Genomic DNA, 18,884 nt, shown 5'->3' on the forward strand with positions numbered 1-18,884 from the left:
TTTGTGTTGGATAGCGGACAATATCGCCAGCTATATTAACTTGAGTACGATTATGCAATTCCCTGATGATGACAACGGCCAGCTTCTGTCTGAAATTGCTGCAGCCGGTGTAGATCTCACGCAGATGCACAGCATCGATTTTTTTATCTTGTTTGAACAAAAAGCCGACGCAGAACGCTTTATGAGTGCCATATCTGCCGATGAGTTGGCACCGAACACTAAGCTGGATACCTGTCCGGATACTGGCGTATGGGAAGTGATAACTTCTGTGACTATGGTGCCGGATCACCAGCTTTTAACTCAAACAGAACAATACCTGGAGTCTATCGCTAACAGCCACGAAGGCTACGGTGATGGCTGGGGGATCCTCGCCGAGTAAAGCTCGCGTGTTTTCGTCGCGGATAACAGCAAGTTCAGCTTAGCTTTTATCCGCGGTGCGATAATTGCCCTGATAATCAAAAATCTTCTCTGCCACCTGCCAGCCATACTTTTTATGTTGTCGGGCAATAACAAAATCCGGCGCCGATAACACAGTGGCATCCACCTGTGCCGCCTCCGTCCATGCCTTCACATTAACGCCAGTCCGGCAGTGCTTTTCAAACTGACGAACAAAATAGTGCCGACTTTTGGGGTTCGCAAAGTCAAACACTTCGCTGACACTTGCGCCATCTTCATCAAAATAGGTGATTTTCAGCACTTGCGCCTTAACCACTTCACCACTTAACCCACTGCAGCGTATCACCATGGCATTTTTTAAATTGAGTGCCGCCCGCAGCTTATCGTCGGGATCTGCCAACATCACTCCACAACTATGACACTGACGGGCCGCAATGTCGTTCTCGGCACCACAACTGTCGCACTCTTTAAACTTAAAACGATAGTCACATTGTTGCTCATTGCCTTCGTCGTCCTGCAACAACCCCTGACAACGCCTGCCAAAATGCTCAATAACCCGTCCCTGCTCATCATATTTACCCCAAAAGATATTGCCAAAACCACAGCCCGGACACAAAACCTGAACAGGCTCATTATCTGAGTTGGGCTTTTTACTCCCCACCTCCGGATGGAACAAATCAAATTCATTAGCTGCATAATCGATTACCAGGCAGTCTTTTTTACCTTCACTGAGGCGCAGGCCTCTGCCCACAATTTGCTGATATAAACTAACCGACTCGGTGGGCCTTAAGATCGCAATAACGTCGACATGAGGGGCATCAAACCCCGTAGTTAATACCGATACATTCACCAAATATTTTATTTCTCGACGTTTAAATGCGGCAATGATGTCATCCCGCTCACGATTATCCGTATCGCCAATCACCAGGGCTGTTTGCTCTGTTGGTAAATAACCAATGATCTCTTTGGCATGTAATACGGTCGCAGCAAATATCATCACGCCATGACGCTCTTTGCTGAGTGACACAACATGGTTAATAATGCTTTTGGTCGCCCGGGTATTACTCTGTAACAGCTGATTCATATCCGCTTCACTGAAACGACCAAATGCATTGCTATTTAGCGCGGAGAAATCGTAATTCTCTATAGCCGGATCGAGTTTATTAGGCGGTGTAAGATAGCCATGCTTGATCATATAACGCAGCGGTAATTCATAAATACAACGATGGAAAGGGCTATTTTCACTACCTCGTACAAAGCCATGGTAGTGACTACGATACACCCAGCCACTACCAAGCCTGTATGGCGTTGCTGTCAGCCCCAATAACTTTAAAGCAGGATTAAATTGTCGCAGGCGTTCAATAACCATCATATATTGACTGTCATCCTCACCGCTGACACGGTGGCACTCATCAATAATCAGCAGAGAATAAAAGCTATCTATCGCTTCTAAATTCCGGGCCAGTGACTGAACACTCGCAAACGTTACCTGATGAAGCATTTCCTTTTGCTTTAACCCTGCCGAGTAAATACTCGCGTTTAAACCATAACTTTGGTATTTCTGGGCATTTTGCTCAACCAGCTCTTTTACATGTGTCATCACCAGAATTTTGTGTTTCGCGAGTCGTGCTAACTGGGCAATGACCAGGCTTTTACCAGCACCGGTTGGCAACACAATAACAGCGCTATCATCGGACTTTTTAAAATGTGTGATGGTATTAGCGACCGCTTCTTCTTGATAAGGTCTGAGCGTGTAAATAGGGACACCTGAGAATATTAACGAGTTAAGATAAAGATGGAATAAGGCAGGATATAGAAAGTGAACCGATTAGTTGTCCACTTAAAAGGCAAGCCAGTCACCTATGAAATACCGTAACTGGCCTTAGAAACGCACAATTAGATTTTATGCTCTTCTAAATTAACATCAACAAACGCCTTTGGTGTTTTACCGCGACCAGTCCATTCAAATACCTCACCATCTTTTTCAATTCGGTATTTTGGGCGTACCTTACTACGCTTATCAGTCGCACTTTCCGAAGCAAAATCTTCTAAAGACAATCCTTTTTCTTTAATCAGTGCCAAAACTTCTTTTTTGGCTTCTTCCTGTTTTGCCTGCTCATCAATAGCAGCTTGGATCAGCTCCAGCGCTTTATTCAAATCACTGTAACTTGCAGTCTTTATAAAAGATCTTATTTCACGCATTTGATTACTCTCGTAGATTGTTGAATTTACAATTTTCTAAGTTAATTAAGCTCGATATATAGAGAGTATATTATATTTATCTCATTTCAAATTAAAAGTGATTAAATTTATAATGCCTATTGATAATTACTCAATATTAGTCACGACATTAAGACATTTTCCACTCTTAGGGACAGCGATAAAGTCGCATACCGAACTAGCGCATCCACACTTTCACTTCTGCCAGGCCATTCGACTGCAGCAATTGTAGCTGCGATTCCACATTCTGGCTTTGTTCGAACTCAAAGGCATCCAGTTGTTCGTCAAAAGTTATGGTCGCGGCGCCATCACCACCGCGTTGTTTTACTTCATGCAATGCGATATCAGCAAGGTTAACCGAGGCCTCCCAGCCTATCACCTGCCCTCCCAGCAAAGGCAGTGGATAGAAGGACCAGCCTACAGAGACACTCAGGTTCAATGACTTGCCATTGGGTAGCTTAAAGTCAAATTGGGCAATTGCTTTACATAACTCACTAACATATCGTTCAACTTCGGAGCATTTAAAGTCCCGTAAAAGCAGCAAAAACTCATCGCCACTCCAACGCGCCACATAATCTGAACCCTGAGTACGGGTATTAAGCAAGGTCGCAAGCTGCTGCAAACAGCTATCTCCACCAATTGGGCCATAAGCATCATTGATTTTACTGAAACTATCGATATTCAGGATCATCAGCACCAGACTCTTATCCTGCTGACGCAATGACTGTGCGTTACGCTGATAGTGTTCAATATCTTTGGGAAGCTGGTCAAATAAGAAGCGGCGACTCCGAAGCCCCGTCAACTCATCTGAGTGGCTGACCAGCTTCAGTTGCGTATTTACCTGATTCAGTTTGTCGTTGGCTTTTCTCAGCTCGGTTGTACGCTCCGCAACCAGCGCTTCCAGTGCGGCCTGTTTACGTCGCTCCTGAGTGCGAAACACCCAGAACACCAGATAGAATAAAAACATGAAGCCACAGGTGATTATCAAACGGAAAAACACCGTTTCATCAAACCGCTGGGGTAATTGCAGATTCAGTGACAGATTATGTGCCTGTTGCCAGTCCTGACCACGTCGCTTCACCTGTAGTAAGAAAGTGAAATCGCCCGGCGGCAAGTTTGTATATATGGCTTCCCGGCGAGACTGTGCATCGCGCCACTGGGCATCGTGCCCGTCCAGTTTATAGCGGAATTCTATACTTTGCGGTGCATAAAAATCGATAGCCGTGTAGCGAATCGTCAAATCTCGCTCGCTGGTGTCGAGTTCAACTGGCCCCTCAAGTCTGTCTGGTGTCAGGTTTCGGTATGCCGTAGAGATACTCTCAAATTTAGGTGCCAGTTCAGCAGCACTAAATAGTTGCACCTTTTTCGGGATCCGCACTATGCCTTGCAGGCTGGGATAGAGAAGATAATCATCCTGCTCAACCACAGCATCATGCCCCAGTCCGGTACAACATTGACTCGGCACCCCATCCAGTTGCCTGTCAAAGGGATTGATAACCTGTTCAACCTGCAGATTCTGTACAGGTTCACTAAACTGTGCCACCGGCATCCGATATACACCTTTCATGGTACTCACCCAAACGAGTTCCTGGGTTTTATCGAAATGCAATGACAAAATCGGGCCATAAGGTAGCCCGTGTGAGGCATCCAGCTGATGCCAGTCTCCATCCTGGCTTCGATAATAAAGGCCATCATAAAAGGTCCCCACCAGAGTGGCACTACCTTCAACGTGCAAGATACTGGTGACATAAGCAGACTCAAGGGACGTCTGCCCGCCTATCTTCTCGATGCCGCGTTCATTATATTTATAGGCCCCTTTATCGGTGCCAATAAAACCAAAGCGAGGGAAGTCGACGACATAGGTAATAAACTGGCTACCAAGAAAGGCATTATAAGTGAAGGGTGTCAGTCCACTGTAATCGAGCCGATATAGACCACGCCCGGTACCCAGCCATAATCCACCTTGATTGGAGGGGGTCAGCGTAAAGACCTGAGTCTGACGAAATTCTCGATTAGGGATAGCCAGCAATTTATCGTCTTCATAAATCACCACACCCCGACCGGTACCCAGAAACAAACGTTCGCCAATAAACTCCATATCATGGATCTCAACCCCTTTGAGCTGCTCTGAACTGATCACGGGTTCAAAATTATCGTTGCCGTCCAATCGGCCAACCCCTTCACGGGTTGCTACCCAAACGTTCCCCTGCAGGTCTTGCGTAATCGCAGAAACGGCCTGCTCTCGTTGCGTCCCGACAGCAAAACGCTCTACTCTGCCAGCATGTGCCAGCCACAAGCCTTCATTGATACTGGCCATCCACACATTTGAGTCGTTGTCGATGAAGATATCGGTAAACCATATCCCCTGATCCAGCTGTGCCAGTTCGACATATTGCCACTGACCACCACTTTCTTTGTACAGCAGCCGTCCATATGTGGAAACCCACATACCGCCTTGCTGATCGCTTAGAAACTTATAGGTCGCGTTATTGCCAATCTCATCATAGCGCCGTAACACCTCATCGAAATCAAGAAAATAAGCACCTAACTGAGAAGCCAGGAAAAGCTTACCGTCTATCCAGGCAAGGTCATGGATATTGGTCTGCGCTAACTGCCGGGGTAATGAAACTTTGCTCGACAGCTCAAGCCGCATATCATTGGAGCCCATAGATTGCGATTCGCTGATCCGCAGTAAATGGCGCTCATTGATCAGCCAAATCCCCTGCGGTGAAGACGTCATTTTAGTTACGGAGCCAACGATTTGGCTGATATGCGTTAGGGAGAGTTTTTTGTTGTCGAGGTTATTTTCAGCCAAAGTAAGGCGCTTGGCCGACACATAGTATAAGCCATTTGCAGCGACCCAGATATTGCCATTATGATCTTCGAGAATATCTCTGACTTCGCCCTGGACTTCAAAACGCTCTGCGGCAAGCGTCTGTGGATTTAAACGGGTCACACCCCGGCGGGTACCTATCCACAACATACCAAATCGGTCTACGAAAATCTTATTGACCGCATTGCTGTCAAGAAACGTGCTGTTTTGGGTCGTATAATTGCTAAACTGCAAGCCATCAAAGCGACTTAAGCCGAACTGTGTCCCCAGCCAGATATAACCCTGCTGATCCTGTACAACGCTTTTTATACTTTGCGACGGCAGCCCGTTTTGCATACTCCACTGTTTAACAACATAATCATTAATTGCCGCATTCACACCGGTGGTGAATATGCACAGCAACAGTAGAAGTATAAATCGCATAGGCTCCCTCTTCGTACCCGTAAAAAAATTAGCCGCCCAGGACCCCTGTTTTAAACAAAGCTTGCAGACAAATCAATGAAAATATCCCGGCAAGTAGGTCATCCGCCATGATCCCAAAGCCACCATGGAGTTTTCTGTCCAATAATCTGATGGGACCAGGCTTTGCGATATCAAAAAAGCGAAACAACAAGAAGCCAACCAACAAAGACTGCCAGCTAATTGCTGCCCCCACCATGGTAATATAAAATCCGGCAACTTCATCCCATACAATGGCAGGGTGGTCATGTACTCCGACATCACGAGCGGTTTTACCACAAATCCAAAAGCCAGCGAGGCTGATAACAACTGCCAGAGCTACTTGTAACCACAAGGGCTGTCCCATTGTCAGCAAAATAAATGGCAATGCTGCCAGGGTACCAAAAGTACCCGGCGCTTTGGGCGCCAGTCCTAAACCGAACCCCAAAGCTAAAAAGTGGTGCGGGCGTTTGAGGTTGAATGATAACGGCTTATTCAAACCTGCTCCTAATTAAAAATGTTGATAACCACTGCGTGGCAAAGGGCACTTTTCGCCCGCATTGAACAGCTCAAGCTTACCCGCTGAAGCCGTGACCTGACCGATACAAACAGGCTCAACGCCATACTGGCGCAGCCTTGCTTCGACAGCCCCTTTGTTGCTGTCGTTGACGGTAAATAACAACTCGTAGTCATCGCCATAAGCCAGACTTAGCTCACGCCGCAAAGATTCAGGTTGCAATTGTTTCATAATTGGTGACACGGGCACATCTTCGATATTAATAATGGCCCCGACTGCGGATTTATTCAGGATGTGCTGTAAGTCAGCCAGTAAGCCATCTGAAATATCGATACAGGCTGTTGCCATACCACGTAAAACCTGCCCTGCCGCAACTCTGGGAGTTGGGAAATGCAACTTTTCTTCAAGCCGCTTTACTTGCTTGTCGCCAAGCACAAGCTGACGTTTACGTGCTTCAATAGCCAGCGCAGCATCGCCCAGTTCTCCAGTCACGTAGATCCAGTCACCCACTTTAGCACCAGAACGTGTCAGCGCTTTATCATTGGGAATAATCCCTTTGGCACAAATGGTAATGGTTAGCGGACCCTGTGTCGTATCACCGCCAATCAGCTGAACATTATAGTATTCAGCAATTTCATGCATCCCTTCAGTAAACGCTTCCAGCCAGTCCATATCAACCTTAGGTAAGGTCAGTCCAATGGAGATCCAGGTTGGCTCTGCGCCCATGGCAGCTAAATCACTGAGGTTAACAGCCAATGCACGATGGCCAAGTGCTCTGGGTGGAATGTCTTCGAAAAAGTGGACACCGGCAACCAGGGTGTCTGTCGTAATGGCAAGTTGGTGCTTTTCAGGAACCGTCACTATGGCACAATCATCACCAATGCCAACCTTTACATCACGGCGCGCAATACCACGTCCCTTGAAGTAATGATTGATTAATTCAAATTCCTTCATACAATAAAAAAGCCGGCCTATGCCGGCTCTCCTCACGGTCTCGATTACTTGCGGATTATCTTAACCGCTTTGTCCAGTACGCCGTTGACAAATTTGTGACTGTCTTCGGCACCAAACATTTTCGCCAGCTCAATCCCTTCGTTAATGGCGACTTTATAAGGGACGTCTTCGCGGAATTTTAACTCGTAAATGCTGACGCGTAATACGGCTTTTTCAACCATATCCAGGTCATCAAATGGACGAGATAAATGCGGCGTCATCAATTCATCTAGCTGCTTGCAGTTCACTGCAACACCACGAGCCAGATCCTTGAAGTACTCTACATCAACCTTTGAAACGTCGTTTTCGATCAGCATTTGCTGCTCGATATCAGCAATGGGGTTGCCACTTAGCTGCCAAGAATATACTGCCTGAAGGGCAAGGACACGCGCCTTACGTCTAGCTGCTGGTTTCACTGAGATTCCTCTTAAATTTGCTCTAGCACGTTCACCATTTCTAGTGCACCAAGTGCGGCTTCGCCACCCTTATTGCCCATTTTGGTTCCCGCACGTTCGATGGCCTGCTCAATACTTTCGGTGGTTAACACACCAAAGGCAACCGGGATATCGTAGTCCAGAGACACGCTCGCCAGGCCTTTGTTAGACTCATTTGCAACCAAGTCGAAATGAGGCGTACCACCACGGATGATGACACCTAATGCAATGATGGCATCGTGTTCTTTCTTCATTGCAACACGTTTTGCCGCCAAAGGTAATTCTACCGCACCCGGTACATACACAACTGTGATGTCTTCATCCTTTACGCCACCTGTGCGCTTTAACTCATCAACCGCGCCTTCTAACAGACTGCTGCCGATAAAGTCGTTGAAACGGGAGATGACAATGGCAAATTTTTTGCCTGGTGCGTATTTATTACCTTCGATGATTTTCATTAGATGATTCCTAATCTAGTATAAGCAATTGCCAAATTGAGGCGCATAATAGCATAGAAAAAGACGAAACGCCTACAGGGAAATCCCAACCGGCGCTCGTTATGCTATTCGTAAATTATTGAGGTTCGACGTAATCGACGACTTCTAAGTGGAAACCTGACAGGGCGTGATATTTTTTCGGTAAGCTCATCAGGCGCATTTTGCTGATCCCCAGATCAGCGAGAATTTGTGAGCCAACACCAACGGTTCTGGAAGTGCCCTGGAATTTGCGATAGTTTGGCTTCTCTCCGGCGTCTTCTGCTGCAAATGCCTTGACCAGCTGTTCCAAATCTTCGGTTTTCTCTTGTTTGCCCAGGATAACTAACACACCTTCATTATCGGCGATGTATTTCATCGCTCCATGCAAGGTCCAGCTACGATCAGCACTGCGATCAGAAAGCAGCGTATCATTGAATGTACTCTGTAAATGAACCCGAACTAATGTTGCCTCATCTACACTGACTTCGCCTTTAAGCAACGCATAGTGCAGCTGGTTATCTATGGTGTCTTTGTAAGTAACCAGGTCAAACTCGCCGTACTCAGTGGGTAGCTTGCACTGGGCGACCTTTTCAATCGTGGTCTCATTGAGGTTACGATATTCGATTAAATCGGCAATGGTGCCAATTTTGATGTCATGCTCTTTCGCAAATACTTCCAGCTCAGGGCGTCTCGCCATGGTGCCATCTGGATTAAGGATCTCAACGATCACAGAAGACGCTTCAAGACCGGCTAAGCGCGCTAAATCACAACCCGCTTCTGTGTGTCCAGCGCGAGTCAAAACGCCACCAGGCTGTGCCATAATTGGAAAGATATGACCTGGCTGCACAATGTCTTCGGGCACCGCACCTTTGGCTACCGCCGCCTGCACGGTACGGGCACGATCGGCCGCTGAAATACCCGTTGTCACTCCTTTTGCTGCTTCTATCGACATGGTGAAGTTGGTTGAAAACTGAGCGCCGTTATTTTTAACCATCAGCGGTAAGTCAAGCTGCTGGCAACGTTCCTGCGTCATTGTCAGACAGATCAGGCCACGGCCATAGGTCGCCATAAAGTTAATTGCTTCTGGCGTGATATGCTCTGCCGCAATGATCAGATCACCTTCATTTTCTCGGTCTTCATCATCCATCAGAATGACCATCTTACCGGCTTTGATGTCGTCGATGATTTCTTGTGCGCTGTTTAAGCTCATAATCTTTCCGTTAGTAAGTCGTAATTGGCAAGTTATTTAATAAACCCAGCTTTGGCGAGCAAGCTGGTTGTGAGAGTTGATTGCTGCGTGGCAACCGGTTCCCCCTGGATCAACCTTTCCAGATAACGTGCTATCTGATCCACTTCCAGGTTGAGTAAGGTTCCCACCTTAAAGTCGACAATGGTAGTTTCCTGTGCTGTGTGTGGCACTATCGTCAACTTGAATTTGTCACAATCCAGGTCATTTACCGTCAGGCTTATGCCATCAATGGCCACGGAGCCTTTATAGGGTATGTACTTCATTAATGATGCTGGCGCTTTGAGCCAATAATCTGTAGCGCGTGCATTGGGCTGCACGGCGACGACCTCAGCAATGCCGTCGACGTGACCAGATACCAAGTGGCCACCAAGACGAGAGATCGGTTGCAAGGCTTTTTCCAGGTTCACTTTTTGTCCAACCCGATATTCACCGAAACGGGTTAACTTCAGCGTTTCATTTGAAACGTCGGCACGAAAGCCGTCAGCAAACTTCTCAACAACGGTCAGACACACCCCATTGGTGGCAATACTGTCGCCCAGTTGCACATCATCCATATCCAGTGTTGTGCTGGTAACTCGGACGCTGAGGTCACCTTGTTTAAGCGTTAGCTCTGTCAATGTGCCCGTTGCTTCAATGATGCCTGTAAACATAATGTCTTACTTACCTTGTTGTTTGTTTGCCGTGATGCGAATATCCGTCCCAATCGACACGACCTCAGCAATATGTAGTTCAGTGATCTCGCTCATCGACGCCAGCGGCGCGCTGTTGAACAAGTCTTTGCCATGGGTGCCAATAATTTTGGGTGCCAGATAAATCAGATACTCATCAATCAGGTTTTGCTGATGCATCGCACCAGCCAGTGTTGCACCGGCTTCCAGCCAGATCTGATTGATATTACGCTCAGCTAGCATGCTCAGCGCTGCATGCAAATCAATTTTACCAGCATGGGTATTAATTTTAATTTGCTCTACGAAATGTGGCCAGTTGTGCTGTTTATCAAGGTCTGAACGCAAAATAACGACTGGCGATGGAATTTTAAACAGCGCTAATTCCGGGTGCAGACGATTTTGCGAGTCAATAATCACCCGAAGCGGTTGTCGCCATTGCTCAACAGGACGTTCGATGTCCGTAAGCTCCTGTGCGCGCACATTAAGCCGGGCATCGTCGACCAGCACAGTGTCCGCACCAGTTAAAATTGCGCAGCTTTGTGCCCGACCAAGCTGAACATCTCGTCGTGCCGCTACCCCGGTGATCCACTTACTTTCACCATTACCCAGTGCCGTTTTACCGTCCAGGCTTGCAGCCAATTTACAGACAACAAAAGGCAGGCCATGTTCCATGCGCTTTAAAAACCCCTTGTTCAGTGCTCGGGCTTGTTGCTCCAGCAAACCGGAGGCTGTGTCTATCCCGGCCTCATTGAGCATCGCCAATCCCCGCCCGGCCACTTCAGGGTTAGGATCGACCATAGCTGCAATGACTTTGCTTACACCCGCTTCGATCAGGCCTTTTGCACACGGAGGAGTACGGCCGTAATGGCTGCAGGGCTCAAGCGTCACATAGGCTGTTGCACCCCGAGCTCGCGCTTTCGCTTCACGCAGGGCGTGCACTTCTGCATGTGGCTCTCCGGCTCGCAAATGAAATCCTTCACCGACAATCTCACCATTATTAACGATCACGCAGCCTACATTTGGGTTGGGTGTTGTGGTAAAACGGCCTTGCTTAGCCAATTCAATGGCGCGTGCCATATAGGTATGATCGGCCTGTGTAAAACTCATTCATCCCCCAGTCGGGCAATTTCTTCGCCAAACTCTTTCACATCTTCAAAGCAACGATACACCGACGCAAACCGCACGTAAGCGACTTTGTCGAGTTTTTTCAATGCTTCCATAATACACTCACCAACAAGCTGGCTGGGTACCTCTCGCTCGCCAGTCGCTCGTAACTGAGACTTGATTTGATGAACCACTTCTTCAATCTGCTCGGTGCTCACCGGACGCTTCTCCAGCGCGCGATGCAAACCATTTTGTAACTTGTCTTCGTTAAATGGCTCTCTGGAGCCATCTTGCTTGATGACCCTGGGCATAACCAGCTCTGCACCTTCAAAGGTGGTAAAACGCTCATGACACAAAATACACTCGCGTCGCCTGCGGACCTGATGGCCCGAGCCAACTAATCGTGAATCAATCACTTTGGTTTCTTTTGCCGTACAAAATGGACAGTGCATAAAAGCTCACTATGAAAAACAGACAAAAACCCAAACTGCTTCATTGATTTCAGATAGCACTTTGAGCCAATTGCCGCCAGTATATCAAGATAGTAGCATTTGATGCACATAAAAAAGGCCGCACTTAAGGCGGCCTTTTCTTATCGATTTCGGTAATCTTTCAGCTTTACGCGTAAACAGGCAGCTTAGCGCAGATTGCTTTAACCTTTTCTTTTACCTGTGCCTGTACCGCATCATCTTCGATGTTATCAAGTACGTCACAGATCCAGCCTGCCAGCTCGCCCGCTTCAGCTTCTTTAAAGCCACGACGCGTGATAGCCGGTGAACCAATGCGCAGACCAGACGTCACAAACGGAGAACGAGGATCGTTTGGTACAGAGTTCTTGTTCACTGTGATATTAGCACGACCTAGCGCAGCGTCAGCATCTTTACCTGTGATGTCTTTGTCGATCAAATCAAGCAGAAACAGGTGGTTGTCTGTCTTACCAGAGACCACTTTATAACCACGCTCCTGAAGTACTGCGACCATCGCTTGTGCATTTTTAACCACTTGTGTCTGGTAGGCTTTGAACTCTTCTTGCAGCGCTTCTTTGAATGCAACTGCTTTAGCTGCGATCACGTGACATAAAGGACCACCCTGACCACCAGGGAAAACCGCGCTGTTCAGTTTTTTGTAGATATCCGCATCACCACATGCAGACAAGATCAAACCACCGCGAGGACCAGCCAGTGTTTTGTGTGTAGTCGTTGTCACAACGTGTGCGTGTGGAATTGGACTTGGGTAGATACCCGCAGCAACCAGACCCGCTACGTGTGCCATATCAACCAGCAGGTAAGCACCTACTTTATCAGCAATCTCACGGAATTTAGCCCAGTCAACAATCCCTGAGTAAGCAGAGAAACCGCCGATGATCATTTTTGGCTTGTGCTCTAATGCCAGCGCTTCAACCTGTGCGTAATCAATTTCGCCCGTTTCTTCATTCAGACCATATTGAATGGCATTGTAGGTTTTACCAGAAAAGTTCACGTGTGAACCATGCGTCAGGTGACCACCATGCGCCAGGCTCATACCCAGTACAGTGTCATGCGGCTGAAGCAGCGCCTGGAATACCGCAGCGTTAGCCTGAGAACCCGCGTGAGGCTGAACGTTTGCGTAATCACAACCAAACAATTCACAAGCACGGTCAATCGCCAGCTGCTCAACCACGTCAACGTGCTCACAGCCACCGTAGTAACGCTTACCCGGATAACCTTCAGCATATTTGTTAGTTAACTGCGACCCCTGAGCCTCTAGTACGCGTGGGCTACAGTAGTTTTCAGAAGCGATAAGCTCAATGTGCTCTTCCTGACGGGTAGTTTCCGACTGGATCGCTTGAAATAGTTCAGGGTCAAAATCTGCAATATTCATGTTACGTTCTAACATGGTGTCTCCTAGGTACACGTAAGATTGGTTTTTGAAGGCTTGATTGTACGCAAATTGCGGCCATTTGCCTATGAAATCGGTGTGAGCCTATTTAAACAAGGATTGAATTTATTTCACAGTGTTTAGGGGATGATATTTTTTTATTTAAACATTTATATTTTTTATTAAAAAGCGTATTTATATTTCAAATTGAAATCTACTAAATACGCTTTGCTGGCGACTCACCGCGCCACCAGCAAAACAACAAGCAAACTTTTAACGCGCCAAACGTGTCAGTACAGCCTGTTTGAGTGCAGCGTAATCCGTAGACAAAGGTTCAGCCAGACACGGCTTTTCCAGCGCACTTGCCAGTGTCTCAGGCATCTCAATCGCCTGTTCCAGCACAGCTTCCACTGTTTCTCTGAATTTAGCAGGGTGCGCCGTCGCCAGGAAAATACCGGTTTCTTCAGGCTGTCCATCCAGCTGAAGCCCTTCGTAGGCGATGGCGGTATGCGGTTCTGTCACATACCCTCCTTTTGCAACCTGACGCATGACTTCCTGCGTTCGCTCTTCCGATACTGAACGTGAATAAAACTCATACTTTGGAAAGTATCCACTATCTAACATAGATTCCACGCGAGGCCAGTTATTAGGTTTACTCACATCCATCGCATTAGAAATAGATTCCAAAGTCGCATTGGGTTGCCACTGACCAGAATCCAGATAACGAGGCACAGTGTCATTCTGGTTGGTGGTTGCACTGAGGCGCTTCACAGGCAGTCCCAGCGCCGCGGCTATCATAGCCGCACACACATTACCGAAATTACCGCTCGGTACGGAGACATGAACCTGCTCACGCTCTGCGACTGTAAGCTGGGCAAAGGCCTCGAAGTAATAACACACCTGGGCCAGCAGGCGACTGATGTTGATTGAGTTGGCTGAATTCAGTCCCAGAGTTTGCTTAACTTCATCATCCAGGAAAGCCTGTTTTACCAGAGCCTGACAGTCATCGAAACTGCCCTCAACGGCGTAACAATGAATATTTTCTCCGAGTGTGGTAAACAGCTTTTGTTGCGCCAGCGAAATTTTACCCTGCGGATACAGGATCACCACGTCAACGCCTGGCATTTGATAAAACGCATGTGCGACCGCAGCACCAGTGTCACCACTGGTTGCAGTCAATATGGTCACCCGTTCGCCCTGGCTAAACGCACCAATACACTGCGCCATAAACCGGCCGCCAAAGTCTTTAAAGGCAAGCGTAGGCCCATGAAAAAGCTCCAGGCAATATTTATTTTCTTCAACTTGTACTAATTTAGCCGGAAAATCAAATGCCTGCTCACACATGCTCTGTAGTGAGTCGAGCGGCAACTCATCTCCAATGAGATGTTTCAAAATCGCGGCACTGCGCTGTGCAAACGGTTGTGCCAACAAACTATCAACGTCAGTCAGTGGCACAAGCTCAGTTGGGAAAAACACCCCCTGATTACGGCCAAGACCCGTTTTAACCGCTTCAATAAAGGATACTGTCTGAGTATCATCTTTTAAATTCACCAGTTTCATTCTACTCTCCTTCCTTTATCTCTCTTGTACCCTGTGGGTCTATTCGGCAAATGTGGCTGAAGCCATGTTCATTTAAATAGTGCTGTTGTAGCCATAGCTGGCATCGCTGTGCATCCTGATCATTGTCGCACAATGCTAACAAGGTAGGCCCGGCGCCAGAAATGCTAACCATGAGTGCGCCTAATTCAGGCAAACTTTGTTTGGCCTCCGCAAACCCTTTTATCAAGGGTGCCCTGGATGGCTCGGCAATCTCATCACGCATCAAGGCCACAGCCTTATCAAATTGGTGCTGAGTCATGAGAAGCGTAAAGGCGCTTAATCGCTGAGCAAATTCTACCGCATCGTGTGTCGCCAGCTGTTGTGGCAATACAGCCCTGGCCGCCGCCGTATTCAGTGCAAAGCCAGGATAAGCGACCACCAGTCGCCAGTTGTCATCACTCGGTAAGCTCAGTGCTCTGTCCGGTATTAACTCAGCTGTCAGCTGTAACCCACCCAAATAGCAAGGCGTGATATTGTCATAGTGGCGTCCGCCACTGACTTTACCTTCAAAATCAGCCATCAGCTCAATCATCTGCGTCTGAGACAATTGAGTCTGTGCAAAGGCATCCAGCGCCGCGAACGTCGCGACCACTGAACAGGCACTAGACCCGAGCCCTGAGCCAATTGGCAGGCGTTTCTCCAGCGTCAACTTGACCCCGGGCATAGTCGCAGCGACATGCTCCCTGAAATGGACCAGACATTGATAAGCCAGGTTTTCCTCGGCTCCCGACGGTAATTTATCGGCATAAGGACCAATACATTCAAAGCTGTCCTGTACGGCTGCCTCAGCACTCACTACATCACCCAGTAAAGTGCCATCAAGCGGGGCTATCGCAGCGCCCAGAGAATCAAAACCGACACAAAAATTGCCGATGGATGCGGGTGCATAAAATCGTTTCATAACCACTCCTAGCGCGTCAGGGTTTTCAAGATATCAGCAAATACCCCGGCCGCGGTTACTTCCGCTCCGGCGCCATAACCACGGATCACAAATGGTTTGGGCTGATAGTACTGGCTTAATATGGCAAGCGCATTTTCACCATCTCGGATATCCGACAACGCATGTGAGCGCTCCACCGCCTCGATACCCACCCGACAGCGACCATCTTGAATACTGCCCACGTAGCGCAGCACTTTGCCTTCACTGGCCGCACTTTGAATGCGATCTGCAAAGGCACCATCCTGTTGATGCAGCTGCGCCATAAATTCATCCACTGAGCTACCCGCAGCAAAGTCAGCAGGCACAACTGGTTCCACATCGATATCAGACAGCTCCAGTGCCAACCCGGATTCACGGGCGATAATGAGGAGCTTGCGCGCCACATCTGTACCCGATAGGTCGTCACGCGGATCCGGCTCTGTAAAGCCGCTTTGTTTTGCTTTTGCAGTGGCCTCGGACAGACTCAGGCCATCTTCCAGCTCGCCAAAGATATAAGACAATGAGCCCGATAAAATGCCACTGAAAGACAACAGCTCATCACCTGCACCAAATAACAACTGAAGGTTGTCGAGTACTGGTAGCCCTGCTCCCACATTGGTTTCATATAAAAAGCGTCGGCCCTTTTGTTGCGCAACCTGTTTTAGCGCCTGGTAATAGTCGTAGTCACTGGTATTGGCTTTTTTATTGGCAGCAACAACATGAAATCCGGCAGCCAGGAAGTCATGATACTGATCGGCCAAGTGTTGAGACGAGCTGCAATCGACAATCACCGGATTAATCAGGTGATTGCGGCGCACAAACGACTCTAGCTCTGACAACACAAAGCCCTGCTGCGCATCGGCCAACACCTGCTGCCAGTGCTCAAAAGGCACCCCTTGTTCATTCAGATAACAGCGTTTTGAATTCGCCACCCCATAGAGGTTGAGCTTGATGTTGCGCTCCGCCAGCCAACTTTGCTGGCGCTGTAACTGTGCGATCAGCTCAGTTCCCACTAAGCCACAGCCAAGCAAGAACACGTCAATTGAGGGAATATGGGTGAAAAAGTTTTCATGGCAAACCTTGACCGCATCCTGACAAAGCTCGCCCTGGATCACGGCAGAAATGGCACTTTCGGTAGAATCCTGAGCAATCGCCACAATATTAACCTGCGCCTGTGCCAAAGAGGCAAAAAACTTAGCGGCTAAGCCTTTGTGTGATTTCATGTTATCGCCCACCAGGGTAACAATCGCCAGCGAACGACGTACCTGGATTGGCTCAATCAGGTGGGCTTGCATCTCAAGCTCAAAAGCAGTTTGCAGTGCCAGCAATGCTAGTGACAAATCTTGTTCATGAACACAGAAGCTAATACTGAATTCACAGGATGACTGGGTGATAAGAACAATCGAAACATTGTCCTTGGCCAACGCCGAAAATACTCTGGCCGCCATACCCACTTTGCCTTTCATGCCCGGTCCAGAGACTGTTAACATTGCCAGCTTATCGAGACTGGATAGTGCTTTAACTGGCTCGTCTCCCCCCCCTTGTGCTGCAATCACAGATCCCGGTAGCTCAGGCGCATGAGTATTTTTGATTTCGCATGGCACACCGGCTTTGGCACACGGCAAAATGGTTTTAGGATGCAAGACTTTGGCACCAAAATACGACAGCTCCATCGCCTCTTTATAGGACAGACGATTTACTTTGGTGGCCTTTTTAATCAGTCGGGGATCGGCACTGTATACTCCATCGACATCAGTCCAGATCTGACAAACCTTGGCCTGAATGCACGCAGCAGCAATAGCGGCTGAATAATCCGACCCATTACGTCCGAGGGTCGTCAATTCACCAGCGCTATTACTGCCTGTAAAACCAGGCATAATGTAAAACTGTGCCGGTTGAGCCTGTAATTGCGCTGCAAAGCGCTCACGGCTGTCATCCAGCAAAGCTTCAGCATCCAGATAACCGTCGTTCGTCGCAATACAAGCAGTGGCATCAAGGTAATGGGCTTTATGCTTACTCAGCATCGCCACCATCAGCGCCACACTCACACGCTCACCAAAACTGATCACATAAGCTTGCACCGCATCCGGGCATTGCTTAAGTAGTTTTACGCCTGCCAGTTTGTCTGCCAGCGCAGAAAAATCAGGCCAATGTGCCACTTCACCAAATTCAGCTTCAACCTGCACTTTAAGGCCATTCAAGCGTGCTGTCAGGGCTTGCCATTGATCACTAAAACTCTGCCCCTGACGCGCCAGTTCACATAATTCAACCAGTTTATCTGTAACGCCCCCTGGAGCAGACAGCACCACTAAGGCTTCGTAGTTGCCCTGCATCAGGATAAGCTCACGAACTCGTTGCAGGCAGTCGTAATCGGCCAGCGATGATCCTCCAAACTTCAATACTTGCATGTTTATTTTCCTCATTCCAAAAACAAAAAAGGCCTGTGCTCGCGGTGAGCACAGGCCTTTTCAAATACGCACCGACCTATGCCACTATCCCGTTAGGATGGTGGTGGTAATAATGGTCGTGGTGTTAATAATCTTGTTCATAGACTTTAGACTGCCTGAACATTCGATAAACTGTCAAGCACAAAAACCTAATTCGCACTGCAAAAAACTATGCAAAAAACTCAAGTTGTGTACAGTAACGCGCAAGTTTTATGTCAGATTAATGAATTATCTGACGAGCAAAACAACATAAATAGGAGTGGATAGAAGAAGCTTTGTTTAGCAATGACTCGACATTAACGGATACCGAACTTGCTAAGCGTTGCCTGTAAGGGTTCTGGTTTCACCGGCTTTTCCAAAAATTCAAGTGCCCCCAGCTTCGCAACTCGTGTTTTCATTTCGTCCTGAATATCGGCAGAAATTACCACGACATAGGTTTCAATCACCTGACGCTTGATCGTTTCAAGCACTCCGATACCATCCAACACAGGCATGGTCAGGTCCAGGCACAGTAAATCGATATGTCGTTCAGCCAGCACCTCCAGAGCTTCACGCCCGTTACTGGCTTGGCAAATGTCAGCATCAATGATCCCATTGAGACATCGGACGACTTGTTTGCGGGCAACGACTGAATCGTCACAGACTAATACAGAGTAGCTCATAGAATGAATTGTCAAATAATCTTTATTGTTCTGTTTTGGGATAAAGGTTATTGTTGTGGTTAAACTTATAAC

At 47.9% G+C, this 18,884-nt stretch carries 17 protein-coding genes; 1 reads left to right on the forward strand and 16 read right to left on the reverse strand.

The window, feature by feature from the left end:
• Positions 1-52 precede the first annotated feature (52 nt).
• Positions 53-379 (forward strand): ribonuclease E inhibitor RraB, encoded by a 327-nt coding sequence (locus AT705_RS07345; RefSeq protein ID WP_040645521.1) that lies wholly within the window; start codon positions 53-55, stop codon positions 377-379.
• Between the two features lie 39 nt (positions 380-418).
• Here the strand turns inward: AT705_RS07345 and AT705_RS07350 are convergent, their stop codons facing one another.
• From AT705_RS07350 to AT705_RS07425, 16 genes are all read right to left on the reverse strand, one after another.
• Entirely contained in the window at positions 419-2,173 is a 1,755-nt protein-coding gene (locus tag AT705_RS07350) for a DEAD/DEAH box helicase (RefSeq protein WP_058796093.1), read from the reverse strand.
• 119 nt (positions 2,174-2,292) lie between these two features.
• On the reverse strand, positions 2,293-2,598 hold the full coding sequence (locus AT705_RS07355; protein ID WP_058796094.1) for an H-NS histone family protein: 306 nt from the start codon (positions 2,596-2,598) through the stop codon (positions 2,293-2,295).
• A gap of 196 nt (positions 2,599-2,794) precedes the next feature.
• Complete coding sequence (locus AT705_RS07360) at positions 2,795-5,872, reverse strand: ligand-binding sensor domain-containing diguanylate cyclase (RefSeq protein ID WP_058796095.1); 3,078 nt, start codon at positions 5,870-5,872, stop codon at positions 2,795-2,797.
• A 28-nt stretch (positions 5,873-5,900) separates the two neighbouring features.
• Complete coding sequence (locus AT705_RS07365) at positions 5,901-6,386, reverse strand: phosphatidylglycerophosphatase A family protein (RefSeq protein WP_010382790.1); 486 nt, start codon at positions 6,384-6,386, stop codon at positions 5,901-5,903.
• Between the two features lie 12 nt (positions 6,387-6,398).
• The gene (gene thiL / locus AT705_RS07370) at positions 6,399-7,358 is read right to left on the reverse strand and encodes a thiamine-phosphate kinase (RefSeq protein ID WP_058796096.1); all 960 of its coding nucleotides are present in this window, start codon (positions 7,356-7,358) and stop codon (positions 6,399-6,401) included.
• 44 nt (positions 7,359-7,402) lie between these two features.
• Entirely contained in the window at positions 7,403-7,813 is a 411-nt protein-coding gene (gene nusB, locus AT705_RS07375) for a transcription antitermination factor NusB (RefSeq protein ID WP_010382792.1), read from the reverse strand.
• 11 nt (positions 7,814-7,824) lie between these two features.
• Positions 7,825-8,289, reverse strand: a complete 465-nt coding sequence (ribH, locus tag AT705_RS07380; protein ID WP_010382793.1) for a 6,7-dimethyl-8-ribityllumazine synthase — start codon at positions 8,287-8,289, stop codon at positions 7,825-7,827.
• 115 nt (positions 8,290-8,404) lie between these two features.
• On the reverse strand, positions 8,405-9,517 hold the full coding sequence (gene ribBA / locus AT705_RS07385; protein WP_058796097.1) for a bifunctional 3,4-dihydroxy-2-butanone-4-phosphate synthase/GTP cyclohydrolase II: 1,113 nt from the start codon (positions 9,515-9,517) through the stop codon (positions 8,405-8,407).
• Between the two features lie 32 nt (positions 9,518-9,549).
• Positions 9,550-10,206 carry a riboflavin synthase gene (locus AT705_RS07390; RefSeq protein WP_058796098.1) on the reverse strand — a complete coding sequence of 219 codons (657 nt, stop codon included), beginning with the start codon at positions 10,204-10,206 and terminating at the stop codon, positions 9,550-9,552.
• A gap of 6 nt (positions 10,207-10,212) precedes the next feature.
• The gene (gene ribD / locus AT705_RS07395; protein ID WP_058796099.1) at positions 10,213-11,331 is read right to left on the reverse strand and encodes a bifunctional diaminohydroxyphosphoribosylaminopyrimidine deaminase/5-amino-6-(5-phosphoribosylamino)uracil reductase RibD; all 1,119 of its coding nucleotides are present in this window, start codon (positions 11,329-11,331) and stop codon (positions 10,213-10,215) included.
• Positions 11,328-11,780 (reverse strand): transcriptional regulator NrdR, encoded by a 453-nt coding sequence (gene nrdR / locus AT705_RS07400; RefSeq protein ID WP_010382799.1) that lies wholly within the window; start codon positions 11,778-11,780, stop codon positions 11,328-11,330. Before nrdR ends, ribD begins: the two co-directional genes overlap by 4 nt.
• Positions 11,781-11,946: 166 nt before the next feature.
• Complete coding sequence (glyA, locus tag AT705_RS07405) at positions 11,947-13,203, reverse strand: serine hydroxymethyltransferase (RefSeq protein WP_049865142.1); 1,257 nt, start codon at positions 13,201-13,203, stop codon at positions 11,947-11,949.
• 255 nt (positions 13,204-13,458) lie between these two features.
• Positions 13,459-14,745, reverse strand: a complete 1,287-nt coding sequence (gene thrC / locus AT705_RS07410) for a threonine synthase (RefSeq protein ID WP_058796100.1) — start codon at positions 14,743-14,745, stop codon at positions 13,459-13,461.
• Position 14,746: 1 nt separating this feature from the next.
• Positions 14,747-15,685, reverse strand: a complete 939-nt coding sequence (thrB, locus tag AT705_RS07415; protein ID WP_058796101.1) for a homoserine kinase — start codon at positions 15,683-15,685, stop codon at positions 14,747-14,749.
• A gap of 8 nt (positions 15,686-15,693) precedes the next feature.
• Positions 15,694-18,111, reverse strand: coding sequence for a bifunctional aspartate kinase/homoserine dehydrogenase I (gene thrA / locus AT705_RS07420; RefSeq protein ID WP_058796102.1), 2,418 nt, complete (start codon positions 18,109-18,111; stop codon positions 15,694-15,696).
• A gap of 335 nt (positions 18,112-18,446) precedes the next feature.
• A complete protein-coding gene (locus AT705_RS07425) occupies positions 18,447-18,812 on the reverse strand; it encodes a response regulator (protein WP_058797925.1) in 366 nt (121 codons plus the stop codon).
• Positions 18,813-18,884: the final 72 nt, after the last annotated feature.

It is taken from the genome of Pseudoalteromonas rubra (assembly GCF_001482385.1).
Lineage (GTDB): Bacteria > Pseudomonadota > Gammaproteobacteria > Enterobacterales > Alteromonadaceae > Pseudoalteromonas > Pseudoalteromonas ardens.